This window comes from Acinetobacter sp. CIP 64.7, from assembly GCF_000369745.1.
Lineage (GTDB): Bacteria > Pseudomonadota > Gammaproteobacteria > Pseudomonadales > Moraxellaceae > Acinetobacter > Acinetobacter fasciculus.
Genome location: NZ_KB850179.1, coordinates 1,602,934 through 1,623,354 on the forward strand (window position 1 = coordinate 1,602,934; position 20,421 = coordinate 1,623,354).

At 43.5% G+C, this 20,421-nt stretch carries 14 protein-coding genes; 7 read left to right on the forward strand and 7 right to left on the reverse strand.

Features of this window, described 5'->3' with window-relative positions; genetic code table 11:
* Positions 1-416 precede the first annotated feature (416 nt).
* Positions 417-2,603: a carboxy terminal-processing peptidase gene (locus tag F890_RS14235; RefSeq protein WP_005103193.1), complete on the reverse strand. Its 2,187-nt coding sequence runs from the start codon at positions 2,601-2,603 to the stop codon at positions 417-419.
* A 200-nt stretch (positions 2,604-2,803) separates the two neighbouring features.
* Between F890_RS14235 and nagZ the strand changes: the two genes are divergently transcribed.
* Both nagZ and F890_RS14245 read left to right on the forward strand, forming a co-directional pair.
* Positions 2,804-3,826 carry a beta-N-acetylhexosaminidase gene (gene nagZ / locus F890_RS14240; protein WP_005103191.1) on the forward strand — a complete coding sequence of 341 codons (1,023 nt, stop codon included), beginning with the start codon at positions 2,804-2,806 and terminating at the stop codon, positions 3,824-3,826.
* Between the two features lie 123 nt (positions 3,827-3,949).
* Entirely contained in the window at positions 3,950-4,813 is an 864-nt protein-coding gene (locus F890_RS14245; RefSeq protein ID WP_005103190.1) for a class I SAM-dependent methyltransferase, read from the forward strand.
* 28 nt (positions 4,814-4,841) lie between these two features.
* Here F890_RS14245 and F890_RS14250 read toward each other — a convergent pair whose 3' ends face one another.
* Complete coding sequence (locus F890_RS14250; protein WP_005103184.1) at positions 4,842-6,179, reverse strand: alpha/beta fold hydrolase; 1,338 nt, start codon at positions 6,177-6,179, stop codon at positions 4,842-4,844.
* A gap of 322 nt (positions 6,180-6,501) precedes the next feature.
* On the opposite strand from F890_RS14250, the gene F890_RS14255 reads away from it, so the two are divergent.
* The 3 genes from F890_RS14255 (at position 6,502) to pta (ending at position 11,632) form a co-directional block, all read left to right on the forward strand.
* On the forward strand, positions 6,502-7,767 hold the full coding sequence (locus F890_RS14255) for a glutamate-5-semialdehyde dehydrogenase (RefSeq protein WP_004278400.1): 1,266 nt from the start codon (positions 6,502-6,504) through the stop codon (positions 7,765-7,767).
* 450 nt (positions 7,768-8,217) lie between these two features.
* Positions 8,218-9,438 carry an acetate/propionate family kinase gene (locus F890_RS14260; RefSeq protein ID WP_005103172.1) on the forward strand — a complete coding sequence of 407 codons (1,221 nt, stop codon included), beginning with the start codon at positions 8,218-8,220 and terminating at the stop codon, positions 9,436-9,438.
* A 55-nt stretch (positions 9,439-9,493) separates the two neighbouring features.
* A complete protein-coding gene (pta, locus tag F890_RS14265) occupies positions 9,494-11,632 on the forward strand; it encodes a phosphate acetyltransferase (protein ID WP_005103170.1) in 2,139 nt (712 codons plus the stop codon).
* 231 nt (positions 11,633-11,863) lie between these two features.
* On the opposite strand, the gene F890_RS14270 is transcribed toward pta, so the two are convergent.
* Positions 11,864-12,103: a DUF2171 domain-containing protein gene (locus F890_RS14270; RefSeq protein ID WP_004278404.1), complete on the reverse strand. Its 240-nt coding sequence runs from the start codon at positions 12,101-12,103 to the stop codon at positions 11,864-11,866.
* A 736-nt stretch (positions 12,104-12,839) separates the two neighbouring features.
* Between F890_RS14270 and F890_RS14275 the strand changes: the two genes are divergently transcribed.
* Both F890_RS14275 and F890_RS14280 read left to right on the forward strand, forming a co-directional pair.
* Positions 12,840-14,366 (forward strand): fumarate hydratase, encoded by a 1,527-nt coding sequence (locus tag F890_RS14275; protein WP_004278405.1) that lies wholly within the window; start codon positions 12,840-12,842, stop codon positions 14,364-14,366.
* Positions 14,367-14,472: 106 nt separating this feature from the next.
* Entirely contained in the window at positions 14,473-15,777 is a 1,305-nt protein-coding gene (locus F890_RS14280; RefSeq protein ID WP_005104965.1) for an IS4 family transposase, read from the forward strand.
* A gap of 59 nt (positions 15,778-15,836) precedes the next feature.
* On the opposite strand, the gene F890_RS14285 is transcribed toward F890_RS14280, so the two are convergent.
* The 4 genes from F890_RS14285 to tig form a co-directional block, all read right to left on the reverse strand.
* The gene (locus tag F890_RS14285; RefSeq protein ID WP_005103168.1) at positions 15,837-16,553 is read right to left on the reverse strand and encodes a DUF2846 domain-containing protein; all 717 of its coding nucleotides are present in this window, start codon (positions 16,551-16,553) and stop codon (positions 15,837-15,839) included.
* A gap of 170 nt (positions 16,554-16,723) precedes the next feature.
* A complete protein-coding gene (gene clpX, locus F890_RS14290) occupies positions 16,724-18,034 on the reverse strand; it encodes an ATP-dependent protease ATP-binding subunit ClpX (protein WP_004278407.1) in 1,311 nt (436 codons plus the stop codon).
* Positions 18,035-18,063: 29 nt separating this feature from the next.
* Positions 18,064-18,669 carry an ATP-dependent Clp endopeptidase proteolytic subunit ClpP gene (gene clpP / locus F890_RS14295; RefSeq protein ID WP_004647427.1) on the reverse strand — a complete coding sequence of 202 codons (606 nt, stop codon included), beginning with the start codon at positions 18,667-18,669 and terminating at the stop codon, positions 18,064-18,066.
* 194 nt (positions 18,670-18,863) lie between these two features.
* Positions 18,864-20,195, reverse strand: coding sequence for a trigger factor (gene tig / locus F890_RS14300; protein WP_005267472.1), 1,332 nt, complete (start codon positions 20,193-20,195; stop codon positions 18,864-18,866).
* Between the last annotated feature and the right edge of the window lie 226 nt (positions 20,196-20,421).

Sequence of the window (20,421 nt, forward strand, 5' to 3'; positions counted from 1 at the left end):
TGATCATTTTTATTATGCTCTGCACTGATATTTCCATTTTCACCCGGTCAAATTTGAACTCAGTAAAATCTCAAGACTGACCATCCATGCAAGCCAATTGATCTGCAACAGCATCAGTCTTAACTAAAATTTAGAATTTATATTTCTTTCATTCAAGGTTGAGAATTGCCCCAAAAATAAGACTCAACAGAAAAATAAAATATGACTTATATATTAGAAGTGTTTCAAATTTAAGCAAATATTTAGCTTCATTTTTTTAGCTCATTTATTCGATCACCATCACAATTTTTTTCTTTTTATTTAGACAGATGGCACTTCATAGCAAAATTTTATTTGGTCTTTTGTGCAGATTTGCAAAATAAAAAAATAGCCTGTCGAAACAGGCTATTTTAATGAATGATAAATAAAGTTAAATCTTAGGATTTTTTCTGTAATTTGGCATAGTCCAGTAACACATTTGCCGCTTCAATCACAAACGCTTCTTCTTCAGGCAGAGCCGGACGTTCTTTGGCCTTCATCTTGGCACGTGTTTCAATCAAGGCATCCAGTGAAGCCTGATAACTTTCCCAGTTTGGATAAGGTTTCAGACCTGTTGCAGCACGGCGCGTGTTTTCTGCATCCAGCGTTTTTTGCTCCATGGCAATCAACTCAGCTTTACGCTGTTGCAAGTCCAGTACCTGACGTTTCTCTTCTTCGGCTTTCTTCATCACGGCTTTACGCTGTTCTAAATACTTGAACTGAGAATCCAGTGTGACCCGTTGCTGAGAAAGTTTAGCTAATTCAGGAACGTATTTCTGTACAGCCCCTTCACGTTTAAATGGTGCCGTTGGAATAGTATCCCACTGCAAGGCATTTTTAGCCTTACGCTCACCAAACTCTTCGTTATAAATATCGACCAGTTTAATGTCCGGAACAACCCCTTTATTCTGGGTACTACCACCGGTCACACGATAGAATTTACGCTGCGTCAGCGTCGCCTGACCATGCGCTAAACTATCCAGTTGCACCTGTGCTGTACCTTTACCGGTGGTGGTACTACCAATCACAATCCCGCGTTCATAATCCTGAATCGCAGCAGAGTAAATTTCACTGGCCGATGCAGAGGCCAGATTCACCATCACTGCCAATGGACCCGCATAAGTTTGTGCACCACCATCATCATCTTCAAAGACGCTGACATTACCATTGCCATCACGGATCTGCACCACTGGGCCAGACTTGATTACTTGCCCTAGCATACGTGCCACTTCTTCCAGTGAACCACCCGGGTTATTGCGTAAATCAACAATAATCCCGGCAACATTCTTCGCTGCCAACTCTTTCAAGGCTTTGTTGGTATCTTCGGATACCGAACGATAATCCGTACCGGCACGGCGTGCGCGATAGTTCAGGTAGAATGACGGAATTTCGATCACACCATATTGATATTTCTTGCCATCGCGCTGAATGTCGACTACACGTGTACGCACACCGGCATCTTCTTCCTGAATCACGTCACGGGTAATAGTCACATTACGGGCCTGCCCCATGGCAGCACCCGCACCGAGTAAGCGTAAAGTGACTTTCGTGCCACGTTTACCACGAATCAGACCGACAATTTCATTACTTGGCCAGCCAATGACATCGACCATCTGTTCGCCGTCTTGGGCCACACCAATGATACGATCCCCTGATTTGACCTGACCGGATTTGCTGGCCGGACCACCTTCAACGATGGTTTCAATTTTGGTGTAATCTTCATTGCCGCGTTCCGGGCGAATCGATACGCCGATGCCTTCCAGCTGTAAAGTCGTCTGACGATTCAGCTCCATCGCATCCACAGGCGGGAAGTAATTGCTATGTGGATCATAAGTCAGCATCATTGCATTCAGTGTCTTGTCGAGCACATCATCGCTCTTGATGCGGCTGAGACGTTCCAGCTGACGGGTATAACGCTTGGTCAAGGTTTGCGCAGGCGTCAGATCTTCAGGACCCGTCAGGTCTTGTCCATTCGCCAGTTCCGGATTGGCTTTCAGGGCTTTCTGCTTGGCCAATTCCTCTTCTTTACTGATGGTCAAATTGATCAGCTGAGACACCAGCATTTTCGACCAATGCGCGCGCTGTTCAGCCTCAGTTTTAAAGAACGGCGCTTTTTCACGATCCGTTTCGATATAAACATTTGGCTGATTCAGATTCTGCGGTTTTTTCAGCTCATTCAACATGTAGGTGTAGAACTGGTGCAATCGCTGTTGATATTGCGCATGCATTTCATAAGGACCAGACAAATTGCCGGCTTTCAGATTGGCACCAAAATTGGCACCATAGCGTTTCTTATAGTTTTCAACTTCTGGAGCCAAAAACAGACTATGTTCCGGATCAAGACTATCAATATAGAAATCAAAAATACGCTGTGAGGTCTGGGCATCCAGACGCATATTTAAATAATGCTGACGGTCAACCAGGGTTGCCAGCTGACGTGACACCAGCGCCTGCTCTTGAGATGGCTGAATTGCTTTACTGACCACTTCATTACTATTGGCCGCAATCGCATCATTCACTACATGGGTAAAAAAGAATCCACCTGTCGCAATCGCAACTGCGCAAGCTATAGTTTGAAATTTCATAAATAATTCGTACTTCCTTGGCCTAGAGACCAATGTGACCGTGTTGCTTTTCGACCAGAATTTAACGTATTCAGCATCTTAAACAACTTAATATGTTTATGTCGTGTAGTTTTATCATATTCTGTGCTGACAAAGTGTAGCAAATCATTGCAGAATTCAGGTATTGTTTTCTCCGAAAAACTCTAAAACGGATTCCGCATATGATTGGCGCATTGATGCTCGACATCGCAGGCACAACCCTCACTCAAGAAGATATTGAACTATTAAGTGCGCCGCAAGTCGGTGGAGTGATTTTATTTGGTCGCAATATCGAATCTCCGGCGCAAGTCCGTGCTTTGACCGATCATATGCGTCAGGTGCGTCCTGATATTTTAATTGCGGTCGATCAGGAAGGCGGTCGTGTCCAGCGTTTAAGACAAGGCTTTACCCTGCTGCCTGCAATGGGAAGATTTGGCGAACTTTATAGTAATGATCCACAGCGTGCTTTGGAACTGGCTGAAAAATGCGGCTGGCTGATGGCAGCTGAAGTGCTGGCTGTTGGCATTGATTTCAGCTTTGCCCCGGTACTGGACTTGAATGATATCAGTGATGTGATCGGTGATCGTAGCTTTGCCCAAAATATCCAGGACATTATTCCACTAGCCAGCGCATTTCTAAAAGGTATGAAACGTGCCGGTATGGCTTCAACTGGTAAACATTTCCCCGGGCATGGCTCGGTCAAAGCGGACTCACATGTTGCTGCAGCGATTGATACGCGCTCCTATGCAGAAATCCAGCAAAAAGACATGCGAAGCTTTATCCAACTGCAATCACAACTGGATGCGCTGATGCCGGCTCATGTCATCTATAGCCAAGTTGATCTAAATCCAGCCGGATTCTCTGAATTCTGGATTCAGAAAGTTTTACGTCAGGAGCTTGGTTTTGACGGTGTCCTGTTCTCAGATGATTTAAGCATGCAGGCCGCCTGTGTCGCAGGCGGTGCCGATGCCCGAATTCAGGCCGCACTCAAAGCGGGTTGTGATATGGGGCTAGTCTGCAATGATCGTGCAGCACAATGTATTGCACTGGAAGGGATTGTTGATCTGCCCCTTCCGAACCAGCAACGTCTGGAACGTATGCGCGGCAACATCCCGAACATCCAGATTGGGTCAGAGCTTGATCTGGGAGAAGCATGGCGCAATATCCGTGATGAAATAGTGGCGTTCAAACAGCAGATGAGCTAAAGCTTTTTAATCCAGTCAACACAAAAAAAAGGAACACGACAAAGTGTTCCTTTTTAATTATAGTAATGAAAAGGTTACACAATTATTTAATCAATTTAAAAATAACAATAAGGTAAGAACGATATGACAGAAACACTTTCACAACATCGCCATATTTCATTTACTGCGCACTATACCGGCTATATCTGGTATCAAATGGGGATCTCGCATCCAGCCTTTGCGACCACTAAAGGTAAAATTCTGGCCAAACTGCTTCACCCACTTGAATCCTGGGCAGAACGCCATGTCGGCGGTAGCATGCGTACGACACTTAAGCAGCGTCATCAAATGATTGATGAGCATTTGTGTCAACTAATTGAGCAACATCCACAACTTCAGGTTCTTGAAATTGCCTGCGGACTATCTCCCCGCAGCTGGAATTTCAGACAGAAATTTCCAGAGATTAATTATCGTGAACTGGATTTGCCTGATATGGCCAAGATCAAGACGCAGGCTTTACAGCAAATTGATCAGCATGCACCTGAAGTCCTGACTGCCGATATTTTTAGTGAAGAACTGGACTGTATTTTTCAGATGTTTGACCGCAACCAGCCCTTAGTGGTCATTAGTGAAGGACTGATTAATTATTTTGATCAGCAGATGTTACGCATTCTGATGCAGGGTATTACAGAAAATGCGCAGTATTTCCCGGCAGTTCACTATCTCAGCGATATTTACCCCGAACCGGTGAAAAATAAACTAGCGAACTTTATCTGGAGCAGTAGCCGTCTGCTTAAATTCATGTCTCGCAGTGCGTTTACCTTTCATTTTAAATCCCCTCAAGAACTACAGCACTTTTTTCAAGATGCAGGATTTGACCAGGTTGAGGTACAACAACCACAACGTTATTTTGCCGAGCCTCATCAGCCAAACCCGACTCATGAACAGGATGAACATTTAGGTGATCTGGTCTGGATGATTCATGCCGTGAAAAAAAACAGCGTTTAAGTACGCTGTTTTTTAATGCTGCTGTTTTTTAAATTGCTGCATCAAATACTTCAGTTTGTGACAGTACTTTTTGCATTTGTACAAAGCGTAATAAGCGTTCTGCGACTTCAAAACTGCCATGTTTGAATAAAGCACGCAGCTGAGTATCATCCTGTTCAAAGATCAGGCACTCAATCTGAAATTCCCCAACTTCATCTTCCAGATGCAAGGCCAGATCACGTGGATAAGCTGTTGCGCATACTGCCTGTTCTACATCTAACTCCAGCAATACCCCAAAGAAATTCATGTCCACGATCTCTGCTTTTAAAATGAGATCAGAATGACGATGACTGAGGAAACGCTGTGAATCTTGCACCTGAATCCGCTCTTCACCGCGACGTTCAAGCTGCTGTATCTGCTCAGGGCTAAACGGAATAATTCCCGGCAACTGATCGACCGGTTCATCACGTAAGAAGGTTGCAAACAGATGCATGGTTTCTTTACGACGTTGTAACTGCGGTACATGATCGGCGCCTGCAATTTGTACATACTGCATATTCGGACATTGCAGGGCAAAATTGGCATTCTCATGTGGCAAGGTAAAACTGTCATATTGCCCACATGCCACCAGCACTTTGCACTGTGGAATCGGCACATTGGTCAGACGCAATAAACGGTTGCAATTGATATCATAACGATCCTGTTCGGTGGCCGTAAATTCCGCCATCTGTTTAAAGAACAAACGCTTTGCAGTCGGTGACATCCGGGTTTCTGTTAAACGTGCATGATTCACCAGGTACAAAATGACGGCCTGACCAAATTCATCCATACGCTGTTCTTTCATTAGATGCAAAGACTCTTCCAGCAGCATCCGCCAGCTTTTACGGGTTTTCTGCATCACACCCATCAGGATCATCCGATCGACCAGTTCAGGACGCTGATCTGCCAAACAGGAAGCCACCACTGAACCCAAGGACATGCCTAGAATTGCCACTTGCGGCAGCTGCATCTGTTCCAGCCAGCGCCCCAGCATCGCAGCAAGGTCTTCAAGCTCCAGTGTTCCGGCAGACAGCCCCGTATCGACATTACTAATCTGCTGGTTGGCCCCCATGGACGGTAGGTCAATCAGAATGATGGGACCTGCATCAAAAAGCTGTTCTACACAGTATTTGTAGGAATTAAAATTCTGGAAAGCTCCCCCAATAATCACCATGGGTCTTAAATGTAAGGTATCCGGACGGGCGATCGCCATATATTCGATTTTCCAGCCCTCCATCCAAGTCGTACGTGGCGGCTGCTTAAAACTGTGCTTATCATAAAGATCAAAAAAGCCCTTATGGCTAGGTTGTTCCAATACATGGGCATCCATATGAATGATGGAATTCATATTCCTTTTCCTCCGTCCTTGCCTTATTTTTATTGTGCAAGTCATGCTTAACAGATCTTATATTTCAGGCGCATTCCGGTGTGCCTGAACACGCATCCTGCTCTTTAATAATTATAAATGACATCAATGCCGCGTGTTTCATTCTATACAGAGCTGCTTTTCACAAGCAACCGCTTCAGTGACCACTTATCTACTTTTAAACAGAAAACAATTTCAAAATGTTTAGAAGTCTGCGAAAACGGATGATTTTTAATAGATGGGCTTCATTGTGCAGCAGCAGGCTGTTAATATCGAAATGAAATTTCTAAGTGATCAAACCGCTATGCAAGAGTCTATTGAACAATACATGCAAACGGTAGGACAGCAGGCACGCCAAGCGTCTCGCATTTTGGCTCGCGCGTCCACCCAAACTAAAAATAATGCGTTATCCGCTATTTATACGGCTTTGGAAAATAGCCAAGCTGCTATTTTGGTTGCTAACCAGAAAGATATGACTAAGGCGCATAATAACAATCTGGACCCTGCCCTGCTTGATCGCTTAGAACTCAACCCCGCGCGCTTTAAAGGTATGTTACAGGGCCTGAAAGATGTCATTGGCCTGAAAGATCCGATTGGTGAAATTAGTGATATGGCTTATCGCCCATCCGGGATTCAACTGGGCAAGATGCGTGTGCCTTTGGGTGTGGTCGGCATGATCTACGAGTCACGTCCTAACGTCACGTTGGAGGCGGCATCACTCGCGCTCAAATCAGGCAATGCCATTATTTTACGGGGCGGCTCAGAAGCTCTGGAATCGAATCAGGCCATTGCTGTCGCGATTCAGCATGGCCTGAAAGTCGCAGGCTTGCCTGAGGCTGCCGTACAGGTCGTGAATACGACTGACCGCGCTGCAGTGGGCCAGTTGATTACCATGACCGAATATGTGGATGTGATTGTGCCTCGTGGCGGCAAGAGCCTGATCGAACGAATTACCGAGGAAGCACGCGTACCGGTCATTAAACATTTAGATGGCAACTGTCATGTGTATGTGGAAGCTCAAGCGGACTTGTTGAAAGCCTTGCCGATTGCGCTCAATGCCAAAACCCATCGCTATGGCGTATGTAATGCCATGGAAACCCTGCTGGTCGATGAAAAAGTCGCTGAAGAATTCTTGCCACGCATCGCAGAGCTATACCAAGAGAAAAAAGTCGAACTGCGTGGTTGCCGGGAAACCCAGCGTATTCTTGGAGATGCAGTCATTACAGCAACCGAAGAAGACTGGTATACCGAGTATCTGGGTCCGATTCTGGCGATCAAAGTTGTTTCTGGTATAGAAGAAGCCATTGAGCACATTAACAAATATGGCTCGCATCATACTGATTCTATTATTACGGAAAACTACAGTCTGGCACGCGAATTTCTGGCGGGTGTAGATTCAAGTTCGGTCATGATCAATGCCTCTACTCGTTTTGCAGATGGTTTTGAATATGGCTTAGGCGCAGAAATCGGGATTTCGACCGATAAAATCCATGCTCGTGGCCCAGTCGGTCTTGAAGGCCTGACTTCGCAGAAATGGATTGTCTTTGGTGATGGTCAGATTCGCCAATAAGTATTCAGATCGCTCATTTAAAACAGCCTCATGTGTGAGGCTGTTTTTTTATGGACAGATAAATTCACACTGAAATACATGGATCAGAACCTTCAGGTCATTTTATTGATGAATCTCTTTATAGAATTGTATTTAGAAACAATATTTGCCTTTTCAGGCGCTAAACTAAAAACCAATTTGTTCTAAAATTAAATTTAAGCAGAATTGAGTATTCTTATTGATCATCTCTTCAGCATCATTTTATTTATAAATGAAAACTACGAACTGATAAATTTTAGTTATTATTGTTAAATCGGTCGATAATGCTTAAGTCTAATCTGCTAAAGTCTATCTAGGACAGAAAAAAAACAAATGTTAAAACATATTCATTGATCTGGATTGCTGCTTCATTGCCCGCAATTGGGTCAAGCAAATGGACGAGAATTTTAATTAAAAATTGGGTAATCAATCGTGTCTAAATCAGTATTAGTTATTAATTGTGGCTCTTCTTCAATCAAGTTTGCATTACTTCTTGAGGAGCAGAATTTCCGTATTCATGGTTTAGCTGAGAACTTAGGCACAGAGAATGCTCGCATTAAAGGCGTGACGGTTGGCAATGAGCCGGTCGATATCCACATTCCATTTGCTGACCACAAAAAAGCACTCGAAGTCGGTCTGGAACGTCTGGCCAACTACCGTCCGGATGCGATCGGTCACCGTGTCGTACATGGGGGCAGCCTAACCAAAGCTGAACTAATCAATGACGAGATTATTGAAAAAATTCGTGAAGCAACGCCGCTTGCACCATTACACAATCCGGCACACCTGATTGGTATTGAAGCTACCAAACGTTTATTCCCGGAATTACCACAGGTTGCGGTATTTGATACTGCCTTCCACCAAACCATGCCAGCGCATGCTTATCGTTATGCCCTGCCGAAATTTTTATATACCGCCCATGGTGTGCGTCGCTATGGTTTCCACGGGACTAGTCATGCCTATGTGTCAGAGCGTGGTTCTGAACTGGCAGGCAGTTTCAAACAAGGTGGCTGGTTAACCGCGCATTTAGGTAATGGTAGCTCGACCTGTGCCGTTTGGAATGGGAAAAGTGTAGATACCTCAATGGGTTTAACTCCACTTGAAGGTATTGTTATGGGCACACGCAGTGGCGATGTTGACCCAAGTCTGCACAGCTTCCTGGCGAAAAACCTGGGTTGGGATATTTATAAAATTGACAAGATGCTGAATAGCCAAAGTGGTCTTTTGGGCTTGTCTGATCTGTCCAATGACATGCGTACCCTGATTGAAGCTTCAGAACAAGGCAATGAAGATGCCACACTGGCGATTGAAGTATTCTGCTACCGTTTAGCTAAGTCTCTGGCAGCGTTGAGCTGTGGTCTGCCACGTCTTGATGGTCTGTTCTTCACTGGCGGCATTGGCGAAAACTCAGCGTATATCCGCGAAAAAACCATGACTTACCTGCCTCATTTCGGTTTCAGTCTGGATAAAAATGCCAATAATGAGCTGAAACGCGGTACCGAAGGCCGAATTGATTCAGGTACAGGCCCACAAATCTGGGTAGTGCCAACAGATGAAGAAGGCCGTATTGCCCGGGAAGTTCAAAGTGTGGTTGAACTTGAAGTGGAGCGCAATACTGCAAAAAAGTCTCAAGCTGAGGTAATGCCTGCATAAGCAGGCTTTAGCTTCTTTTTCACTGATTTTTATTATTCTGCGACTGACATAATTTATGAAAACAATTTTATTGGTTCCCACGGGGGAAGGCGTAGGCTTAACTTCTGCATGTTTGGGCCTGATTTATGCACTGGAATGCCAAGGGGTAAAAGCTGGTTTCCTGAAACCTTTTGCTCAGGAATTGAATGAAATCGAAGACCGCACCACGGCTTTGTATCGTCATATTTCTCAAAGTGAAACTGTTGAACCCATCCGTTATAGCAAAGTCTTGCAGCAGATCAATCTGGGTGAACAGGATGAATTGCTTGAAGAAGCGGTACGTCTGCATCGTCAAATCGCCAAACAGCATGACCTGATTATTGTCGAAGGTCTGCTGCCAAATACTCAGGACAGTTTTGCCGATGATTTGAATGCTTCACTGGCACAAGCTCTTGATGCCAAAGTTATTGTGGTCAGCAATGCCAATATTCAGCAGCCAAGCCAAACCGCAGACAAAGTTGAACATCAGCTGCGTAATTTTGGTGGCGCTAGCTCTACCCGTCTGGCAGGTATCATGTTAATGCGCACCAAAGGCCTGCCTGAAGAATCTGCGCAGATTCCTGTCACGCTGAATCCGGATTTACGCCTTAAAGCTGAAACCGCCGAATTTATTACAGCTATTCAGCAGACGCATCCGCATATTGGTTCTGAAAAATTGCCAGTGATTGGCTTGGTGCCTTTCAGTAAAACCTTAAGTGTGCCACGCATGTCTGATCTGGCTGCCCATATTTCTGCTTACTGGATTAATGAAGGCGAAGCCAAACAGCGCCGTGTGCAACACAATAGTCTGATTTCAGCCAATATTGAACATGAACTACATAAGTTTGTAGCTGGCGAATTAATTATTAGTGCCTCTGACCGGATTGATGTATTACTGGCAAGTAGTCTGGCCAGCAGTAATGGGATTCCTTTGGCCGGTCTGGTGCTGACTGAACATCAACAGCCAAATGATCATGTACTGGAATTCTGCCAGGCTGCCATCAAGCAAGGTTTACCGATTTTACATACACCACTCAGTACGTTTGAAACCGCACAAAAACTGGCAAATCTCAGCAATGAAATTCCAGTGGATGATACCGAACGTGCAGATCAGGTGACACGTTTTGTTTCAAGCCATATCAATCCGGAATGGCTGAATCAAATGTTGAATGGTTCTTATAAGCCACGTCTGTCACCTTCCGCTTTCCGTCATGAACTGGTACAGAAATCGATTGCTGCGAAAAAACGTATTGTACTGCCAGAGGGTGATGAACCGCGTACCGTACAGGCTGCGGCCATTTGTCAGGCGCGTGGTATTGCACAGTGTATTTTGCTGGCCAAGCCTGAAGCTGTGCTAGAAGTAGCCAAAGCTCGCGGTATTGAATTGCCTGAAGATCTGGAAATTCTTGATCCGGATCTGGTGCGTGAAAACTACATCGACAAGATGGTGGAGCTGCGTAAAGGCAAGCTCAACGAACTGCAAGCCCGTGAACAACTGCAAGATACAGTAGTACTTGGCACCATGATGCTGGCGCTGGATCAGGTTGACGGTTTGGTGTCGGGTGCAGTGCATACCACCGCAAATACGGTACGCCCTGCTTTCCAGCTGATCAAGACTGCTCCGGATTACTCACTGGTATCTTCCGTATTCTTTATGCTGTTGCCAGATGAAGTCTATGTGTATGGTGACTGTGCGATCAATCCGGACCCTGATGCAGAACAGCTGGCCGAAATTGCAATCCAGTCCGCCGATTCTGCCAAAGCCTTTGGTATAGATCCACGCATTGCCATGATTTCCTATTCGACAGGAACTTCGGGTACTGGCGCTGATGTGGAAAAAGTCGCGGAAGCTACACGCATTGCCAAAGAACGTCGTCCTGACCTGTTGATTGATGGGCCATTACAATATGATGCAGCATCGGTGGAAAGCGTGGGGCGTCAAAAGGCACCTGATTCACAAGTGGCTGGACGTGCCAATGTATTTATTTTCCCGGATCTGAATACCGGTAACACGACCTATAAAGCGGTACAACGTGCTGCCAATGTAGTCAGTGTTGGACCAATGCTGCAAGGCTTGAATAAGCCGGTCAATGACCTGTCGCGTGGTGCCTTGGTCGATGACATCGTGTTTACCATTGCCTTAACCGCGATTCAGGCCGAGCAGCAAGAAGCTTAATACTTCTTGAATTTAAGTTTTCCAAACCATCTGATTGAAAAATCAGGTGGTTTTTTTATAAAAAAACACTCATAGCTTCAATAAATTCAGCACGCGATCATTATCTCGTTTTAATAAACAATAAAAATGCCAGTCTTTCGAACTGGCATTTTCAACGATTATCCATAAAGTCTGTGACATAAAAAATTAAGCTGAGGCAGCCCTGTTTTTCAGTCCACTGACTTTAGTTTTTTATAAGGTGGTCCACTCTTTATGCACGTCTTCCGCCGTTTTATTGAGCACCACGCTATTGTCTTTGATTTCACTTACCCAACTCAAGGGAATCAGATGATGCTCATTATTTTCATCATCACTTCTTGTTAATTTAATTGAATCCTGACCTTCTAAATGGTCTACTTTCCCGACTTGAGTACCACATGAAGCAATGACTGAAGCATGTTCTTTAATATCACTTGCATTAAAATTGTTCATTCTACTTGCCTGTTTCTAGAAGTTGAGAGAAACAGTCTAAGCAATAAAAAATGCCGCATGTGTAAGGGTTTTCAGGCTTTGAGTTTTTCTGGGTTAAAAATGTAAATGGTCAATATGGCTTGAGTAAGCTATAGGAGAGATACTTTTTAAATTTGAGTTTTCAAATATTTTTATAACTAGATTTGAAGATTTGAAGATTTGAAGATTTGAAGATTTGAAGATTTGAAGATTTGAAGATTTGAAGATTTGAAGATTTGAAGATTTGAAGATTTGAAGATAGTGTAAATCAATAAAACCTTAAAATAGGAGAAAGAAGATAAGCTTAGGCTTGCTCTTCTTTCTGACCATACATCCAAGTTGCAGCGATATATACACAAAAACCAGCTGCCATCAAAATACCTGTAACCATTGTTAGGATCTCCTTTATTTGATAGCTGCATTATGTAAAAGTTTTATGACAGTTATATGACAATCTGGTTTTTATTAAATTTAAAATAAATAATAAAATTCAAATACTTAATATAATATCAGAAAAATTATGCGTATTTTTAATCTGAAATATGACACTGAATATGACAACTTGCTGTCATATTTGACCCATTGAATAGCTAAAGTCCTTGCTCAGATTGCTTAAACTATAAACTTTCGGCCAATGCTCGCCCAAAATGCCCACAACCCGATTCTTTTGTCTTATAATTTAGCCCGCTAGCTATCAGCCCGCTCAAGAGATATTTGTATGACAACTATTATCAAGCAAGATGACTTGATCACATCGGTTAAAGATGCGCTTCAGTTCATTTCTTACTATCACCCACAAGACTTTATCCAAGCGATGAGCCGTGCGTATGATCGTGAAGAGAACAAAGCTGCTAAAGATGCGATCGCACAAATCTTAATTAACTCACGCATGTGTGCAGAAGGCCACCGCCCAATCTGTCAAGATACCGGTATCGTCAACGTATTTGTTGAAGTGGGCATGGACGTTAAATTCGATTTAACCATGAGCCTGGATGATGCAATCAATGAAGGCGTACGTCAGGGTTATTTAGAAAACTCGAACGTGCTTCGCGCATCAGTTCTGGCCGATCCTGCATTTGGTCGTAAAAATACCAAAGACAACACTCCTGCCGTGATTTACCACAAGCTTGTGCCTGGTAATAAAGTAGATATCACTGTGGCAGCCAAAGGTGGCGGTTCAGAAAACAAATCTAAACTAGCAATGTTAAACCCATCTGATTCAATCGTGGATTGGGTACTGAAAACTGTTCCAACCATGGGTGCAGGCTGGTGTCCACCAGGTATGCTGGGAATCGGGATTGGTGGTACTGCTGAAAAAGCCATGATGCTTGCCAAAGAAGCATTGATGGAAGAGATCAACATGGACGAATTGCTTCGTCGTGGTCCACAAAGCAAAATGGAAGAGCTTCGTATCGAAATCTTCGAAAAAGTAAATGCTTTGGGTATTGGTGCACAAGGTCTTGGCGGTTTAACCACTGTACTTGATATTAAAATCAAAGATTATCCATGTCATGCTGCAGGTAAACCAGTTGGTATGATCCCGAACTGTGCTGCGACTCGTCATGCACACTTCCAGTTAGATGGTACAGGTGTTGCACATATTCAAGCACCTAAACTTGAAGACTACCCTGCTGTGACTTGGGATTCTTCATCTTCTAAACGTGTTGACCTTGACACGATTACCCAAGAAGAAATGAATAGCTGGAAACCAGGCGATACACTTCTTCTTAACGGTACAATCTATACAGGTCGTGATGCTGCACACAAACGTATGGTCGACATGCTGAACAACGGTGAAGAACTTCCTGTTGATCTGAAAGGCAAGTTTATCTACTACGTTGGCCCTGTTGATCCAGTCGGCGACGAAGTTGTAGGCCCTGCTGGCCCAACAACGGCTACGCGTATGGATAAATTTACGCGTCAAGTTCTTGAAGCAACTGGCATGTTCGGCATGATCGGTAAAGCAGACCGTGGTCCTGCTGCCGTTGAAGCAATTAAAGATAACCAGGCGACTTACCTTATGGCTGTCGGTGGTGCTGCTTACTTAGTATCTAAAGCCATCCGTGAAGCTGAAGTGGTTGCCTTTGCTGACCTAGGCATGGAAGCGATCTACAAGTTTGTGGTAAAAGATATGCCGGTATCTGTAGCGGTTGATGTGAATGGTACTTCTATTCACGCGACTGCACCTAAAATCTGGCAAGCAAAAATTGGTAAGATTCCAGTAGTTGACGCTGCTGCGGGCTAATTAAATCTGTATAAAAAAGCACCCATTCAGGGTAATGCCAGTCAGTTAAGCAGACATTAGAAAAATGTAGTAAAAATGAGTGTATGCCAATACGCTCATTTTTTTTATGACTTTATCTGAAAATTTAGATTGCACCCTTCAACATTCTTTGCCTTCACTCAGCCATTTCAGTGAACTCATTGATTTAAACTGGATTAAAGAAAGCCTACATCAAACAGGTAAGGCTTCTATCAGGAGAAGAAAATTACCTGCCGAACATGTGGTATGGCTGGTAATTGGGCTTGCCCTATTTCGAGATCAACCGATCGGGTATGTCGTAGAGCAACTAAAACTTGTGTTTGGTACAACAGAATATTGTGTCCCCAGTGCAGCAGTGCAAGCACGACAACGTTTAGGACGAGAGCCCTTGAATACCTTGTTTTCTCTACTCAGCCAAGCCTGGTTTGAAGAATCCCAACAGCAATACTCAAACTTTCATGGCCTTAGTGTATGTGCTGTTGACGGGGTGGTTTGGTCTATGCCTTATACAGACGAGAATTTTGAACACTTTGGCTCATCTAAGGGTAAAACCGCTGCAGCCCCTTATCCACAAGTGAGAGCAACCTGCCTGGTAAATACCAGCACCCATGAAATCATTGATGCCCAAATAGGTAGCATGGATCAGGGTGAACTTACACTGGCAAATCGATTATGTCCTCCATCGCATAGTATTACCTTGTTTGATCGAGCCTATTTCTCTGCTGATTTCTTGATTGACTGGCAAACACGAGTAGAAGCCAGTCATTGGTTAATGAGAGCAAAAGATAATTTACGCTATGAGATCATTAAACGTAATTCCCCGCATGACTTTCAAATCAAAATGCCTCTTTCAGCTAGAGCCAGGAAGCTAAATCCATCATTAGGAGAATATTGGGAAGCGCGTTTGATTGAAGTTGAGCAGGCAGGGAAAATTAGACGTTATATCACTTCATTAATGGATTCAAAGGCATATCCACTGATAGGCTTGGCGAAGCTTTATGCCCAGCGCTGGGAAATAGAAATGTGTTACCGAGAAATCAAAAGTGATTTACAGGAAGGTAAGCATTTGAGGAGCAAGCAACCTGATTTAATTTATCAAGAATTATGGGGGGTCTTCATTGCCTATAATATTCTAAGAAGACAAATGAAACATATGGCTCAACGTGCAAAAGTCAGTCCTTTGAGAATCAGCTTTCATATTGCCTCTATCAGCATCCTGAATATATTAAGATTTGATTCTTTAGACTCCGCAGGGAATTTACCTAAACATCTAGAAAGTTTACTGGAGAAATCGAGGAGGTATGTTTTGCCTGAGAGAAGGGTTAGAAGTTGCCCACGAGTTGTGAAAGGAAAACCGCAGAAATACCCAAGAAAATGCCAGTCAATTTCTTAACTGACTGGCATTACCCATTCAGGGTGCTTTTTTATTATATTTTCTCAATAAAATGTCAATTACCAAGTCCGTGGATCCCAAAGTTTAAAAGGTGCTTTTAGCTGTATATCCAATGATGGATCATAAGCAGTCGGTTCAATTTTTTGGGCTTTTTTACGAATCTGGCCAGTTTCCTGATCTTGTGCCACGAAGTTAAAACTGTCTGATTTTAGCTGAGTAAAAGCAATTTCATTCAGACCAACTTTTTCCGGCATCAGCATGAGTGGCCCTGAAACACTCCGGCGTGTACTGATATTCTCTTCATCATATTTAATAAAATAAGACTGTCCCGCTTCGACAGTAAAATCCAGATATTTAGGTTTCTGGAAATGCAGCGCGCCTAGCGGTCGACTGGTACTCAAACGATAGGTCCCTGCAGGCACTTCAATCCAGTAATAATGGTTGTGCAATAAGCTTGGAATATGTTCTTGATTGATAAACAGGCTGGCAGCGACAATTTCCTGACGATTCCATTTAGAATCGGGCCGGTATAAATACACGATGGCGGCTTCATCATGCTGCGGTTTCACCGTCTGAAACTGGTTGCCCTGCTTTTGATTGACCCAACCGCCAATGGTGAACATGCCGATACGATGCTGCTCGACAAAGCCCGGTTTTTTTTCAAGATCGATATTTTTTAAAGTGCTGAGTGGCTGTGTAGGCTCAACGACGGCTTTCTTACCATGACACCCCAGCAATGCCAAACTGCTGATGAGTACAATTGCGACTCCACGCATGCTTATCCCTCACTGCGTCTTTATTCTTTTGTATGCAAGTGCTTTGCGATTTGTTTTTTATAAGTTTTAGGCATCCACGCCTAGTGAATCAGATTAACACCGAGCTTTATTTTTGGAAATAAAAAACGTGCGAAAACACGGAGTTTTCGCACGTTTCGGACGAATAGCAATTAAGCGGATTTGCTATTCACGACCTTTAAATCTATTTTTGTCGCAGTCTCTTGCTGATCATGTGGCTGACGCTCGGCACGGTATTCCGGCTCTGCTTCACCTTTAATCACGGCTTCATTGATGACGACAGTGCCGACATCGCTACGGCTTGGCAAGTCATACATGGTTTCCAGCAATGAATTTTCTAGGATCGAACGTAGACCACGTGCACCTGTATTACGCTCAACTGCTTTCTTAGCCACTGCACGTAATGCCGATTCTTCAAAAACCAGATCCACATCTTCCATATCAAACAGATGTTGATACTGACGGGTTAACGCATTCTTCGGCTCAGTGAGAATCTGCATCAATGCTTCTTCATCCAACTCGTCCAAAGTGGCAATTACTGGCAAACGACCAATAAATTCTGGAATCAAACCAAATTTTACCAGGTCAGTTGCTTCAACTTGACGGAACAAGTCAGACAGCTTCTTGGTTTCATCTTTTTTACGCACTTCTGCAGTAAAGCCGATGCCACCTTTTTCCTGACGTTGCTGTACAATTTTCTCAAGTCCTGAGAATGCACCACCACAGATAAACAGGATGTTCGAGGTATCAATCTGAATGAATTCTTGCTGCGGATGCTTACGTCCACCTTGTGGCGGAATTGATGCAACCGTACCTTCAATCATTTTCAATAATGCTTGCTGAACACCTTCACCCGATACATCACGCGTGATGGATGGGTTTTCAGACTTGCGGGTAATCTTGTCGATCTCGTCGATATAGATAATGCCCTTTTGCGCTTTTTCGACATCGTAATCGGCTTTTTGCAGTAGCTTCTGTACGATGTTTTCTACATCTTCACCCACATAACCGGCTTCGGTCAGTGTCGTTGCATCTGCCATGGCAAATGGAACATCAAGAAGACGTGCCAGCGTTTGTGCAAGCAAGGTTTTGCCCGATCCTGTCGGACCAACCAACATAATATTACTTTTTGAAAGCTCGACTGAATCATCAGCTTTCTTGCCATTATTTTGCACTTTCAAGCGCTTGTAATGGTTATAAACCGCAACTGACAAGGTTTTTTTCGCGACGTCCTGACCAATCACATATTGATCCAAGGCCGCACGAATTTCATGCGGTTTCGGCAAAGGACGATTGGCCCAGTCATTGGTTTCCACCTGCTGACTGGTTTGAACCAAATCTAAGCATACGTCCACACATTCGTTACAAATGTATGCGTCCTCGCCTGCAATCAGCTTCCCGACTTCAGACTGCGTTTTACCGCAAAATGAACAATGCTTTTGTCCTTGAGGATGTTCGGACATATTTACTCCACTATCTCAATCTTTAAAACTTATGGACGTTTAGTTAAAACTTCGTCCACAAGACCGTATTCTTTCGCTTGCTGAGCAGTCATAAAGTTGTCACGGTCTGTATCACGTGCAACTTTCTCGTAATCCTGACCGCTGTGTTCAGCCATTAAACGGTTTAAACGTTCTTTAATAAACAGGATTTCACGTGCATGAATTTCAATATCTGAAGCCTGACCACGGAAACCACCCAATGGCTGGTGAATCATGACACGGGCATTTTCAAGGCAATAACGCTTGCCTTTGGTACCGGCATTCAGCAGGAACGCACCCATTGATGCTGCCTGACCCATGCAGTACGTTACGACATCAGGTTTGATAAACTGCATGGTGTCATAAATCGCCATACCCGCAGTTACCGAACCGCCTGGTGAATTGATATATAGATGAATATCTTTATCTGGATTTTCCGCCTCTAAAAACAACATTTGCGCAACGATCAGGTTCGCCATGTTGTCTTCAACTTCGCCCGTCATAAAAATTACACGTTCACGCAAAAGGCGTGAATAAATATCAAAAGAACGCTCACCACGAGAGGATTGTTCTACCACCATTGGCACTAAAGCGTTTTCAATCGTTGGAACATACATACGTTTATTTATTCCTAAATTTTTTGTGACCTAACCCATAATCACAATATGAGGGATAATCACTGAAATTGCAAAAAATTCGCCAAAAAATCCATTATATTTTTTGCATTAGTTTTGTGAAAAACAGAAATGCTTTTTTCAGGCATCAATATGAAAAAAAGGCGCATTAAGCGCCTTTTTTATCGAAAGCTAAATTAGCCTTGTTGACGAGCTTGCTGCTCTTTCAATAAGTCTTCATAGCTTACAGTCGCATCAGTTACTTTAGCAGAAGCCAAAATGTAATCAACAACTTGGTCTTCTAGTACAACTGCTTCGATTTGGGCACGTTGATGCGCATCGTTTTTGAAGTATTCAATTACTTCGTTTGGATCTTCATAAGAAGAAGCCATGTCTTCGATGTACGCTTCAACGCGTGCAGCATCTACTTCAATTTTCGCATCAGCTAAAACACGGCTTACAAGTACGCCAAGTTTTACAGATTTTTCAGCTTGTTCTTTGAACAATTCGTCTGGAAGCATGCTTGAATCAAATGCTTTCGCACCTTGAGCACCAAACTGCTGTGTGAACTGCTGGATCATTTGTTGACGTTGACGGTCAATTTCTTGAGCAAGCATAGTAGCTGGAAGTTCAACTTCGTTTGCAGCAACTAATGCATCGAAAGTCGCGCCTTTAACCTGGTTGCGAAGGCCATTCTTCACTTCACGTTCCATGTTTTTACGAACGTCAGCTTTTAACTTCTCAACGCCTTCTTCTTCAGATACACCGAAGATTTTCAGGAATTCAGCATCGATTTCTGGAAGTTTTTGTTTTTCAACAAGCTTCACAGTGATTTTGAATTGAGCTTGTTTACCAGCAAGGTTTTCAGCTTGGTAGTCTTCAGGGAAAGTTACATCAATCACTTTCTCTTCGCCTTTCTTCATACCAACGATACCGTCTTCGAAGCCAGGGATCATACGACCAGAACCAAGTACTAGTTTGAAGTCTTCTGCAGAACCGCCTTCAAATTTTTCGCCGTCGATTGAACCTTCGAAATCAAAAGTTACTTGCATGTCTTTTTTAGCCATGCCTTTTGTTTCAGCCCAAGCAGCACGTTGTTTTTGAAGATTTTCAATCATCTTCTCAACATCTTTGTCATTTACTTCAGCTGCTTTACGCTCAACTTCCAAGCCATCGAATTTCACTTCGATTTCTGGATAAACTTCAACAGTCGCTGTATATACCAGCGCGTCGTCTTTCATTTCAGTTTTTTCGATGTTTGGCATGCCCACAGCATTGATTTTTTCTTGCTGGATCGCTTCGAATACCGTGTCACGAATAATATCGTTTACCACTTCTTGGTAGATACCCGCGCCGTATTCACGACGAACTACGTTTACAGGTACTTTACCTGGACGGAAGCCGTTGATCTTCGCAGTTTTAGCAGTGCGTTTTAAACGAGCTTCAAATTGCTCATTAATACGGCTCGTCGGTACAGAAACATTTAAACGACGGGCAACGCCCGAAACCGCTTCAGAAGTTACTTGCATGGCTTCCTCTATATATTAGGTAATAACAGGTTTATAAAAATGTGCCACATTATATGACAACATTTAGAGATATACAAAAAATACGCGCGAGTTCCAGTTTTTAAGCCCTTTTTTTATTTGAATTGCCATCTTTCCAGATGCCCAGTCAACCCAATTTAAATGGAGAAAATGTATATTTTTATTGCAAATGATAAACACTATCATTAATATCCAGTTTCTTATTTGA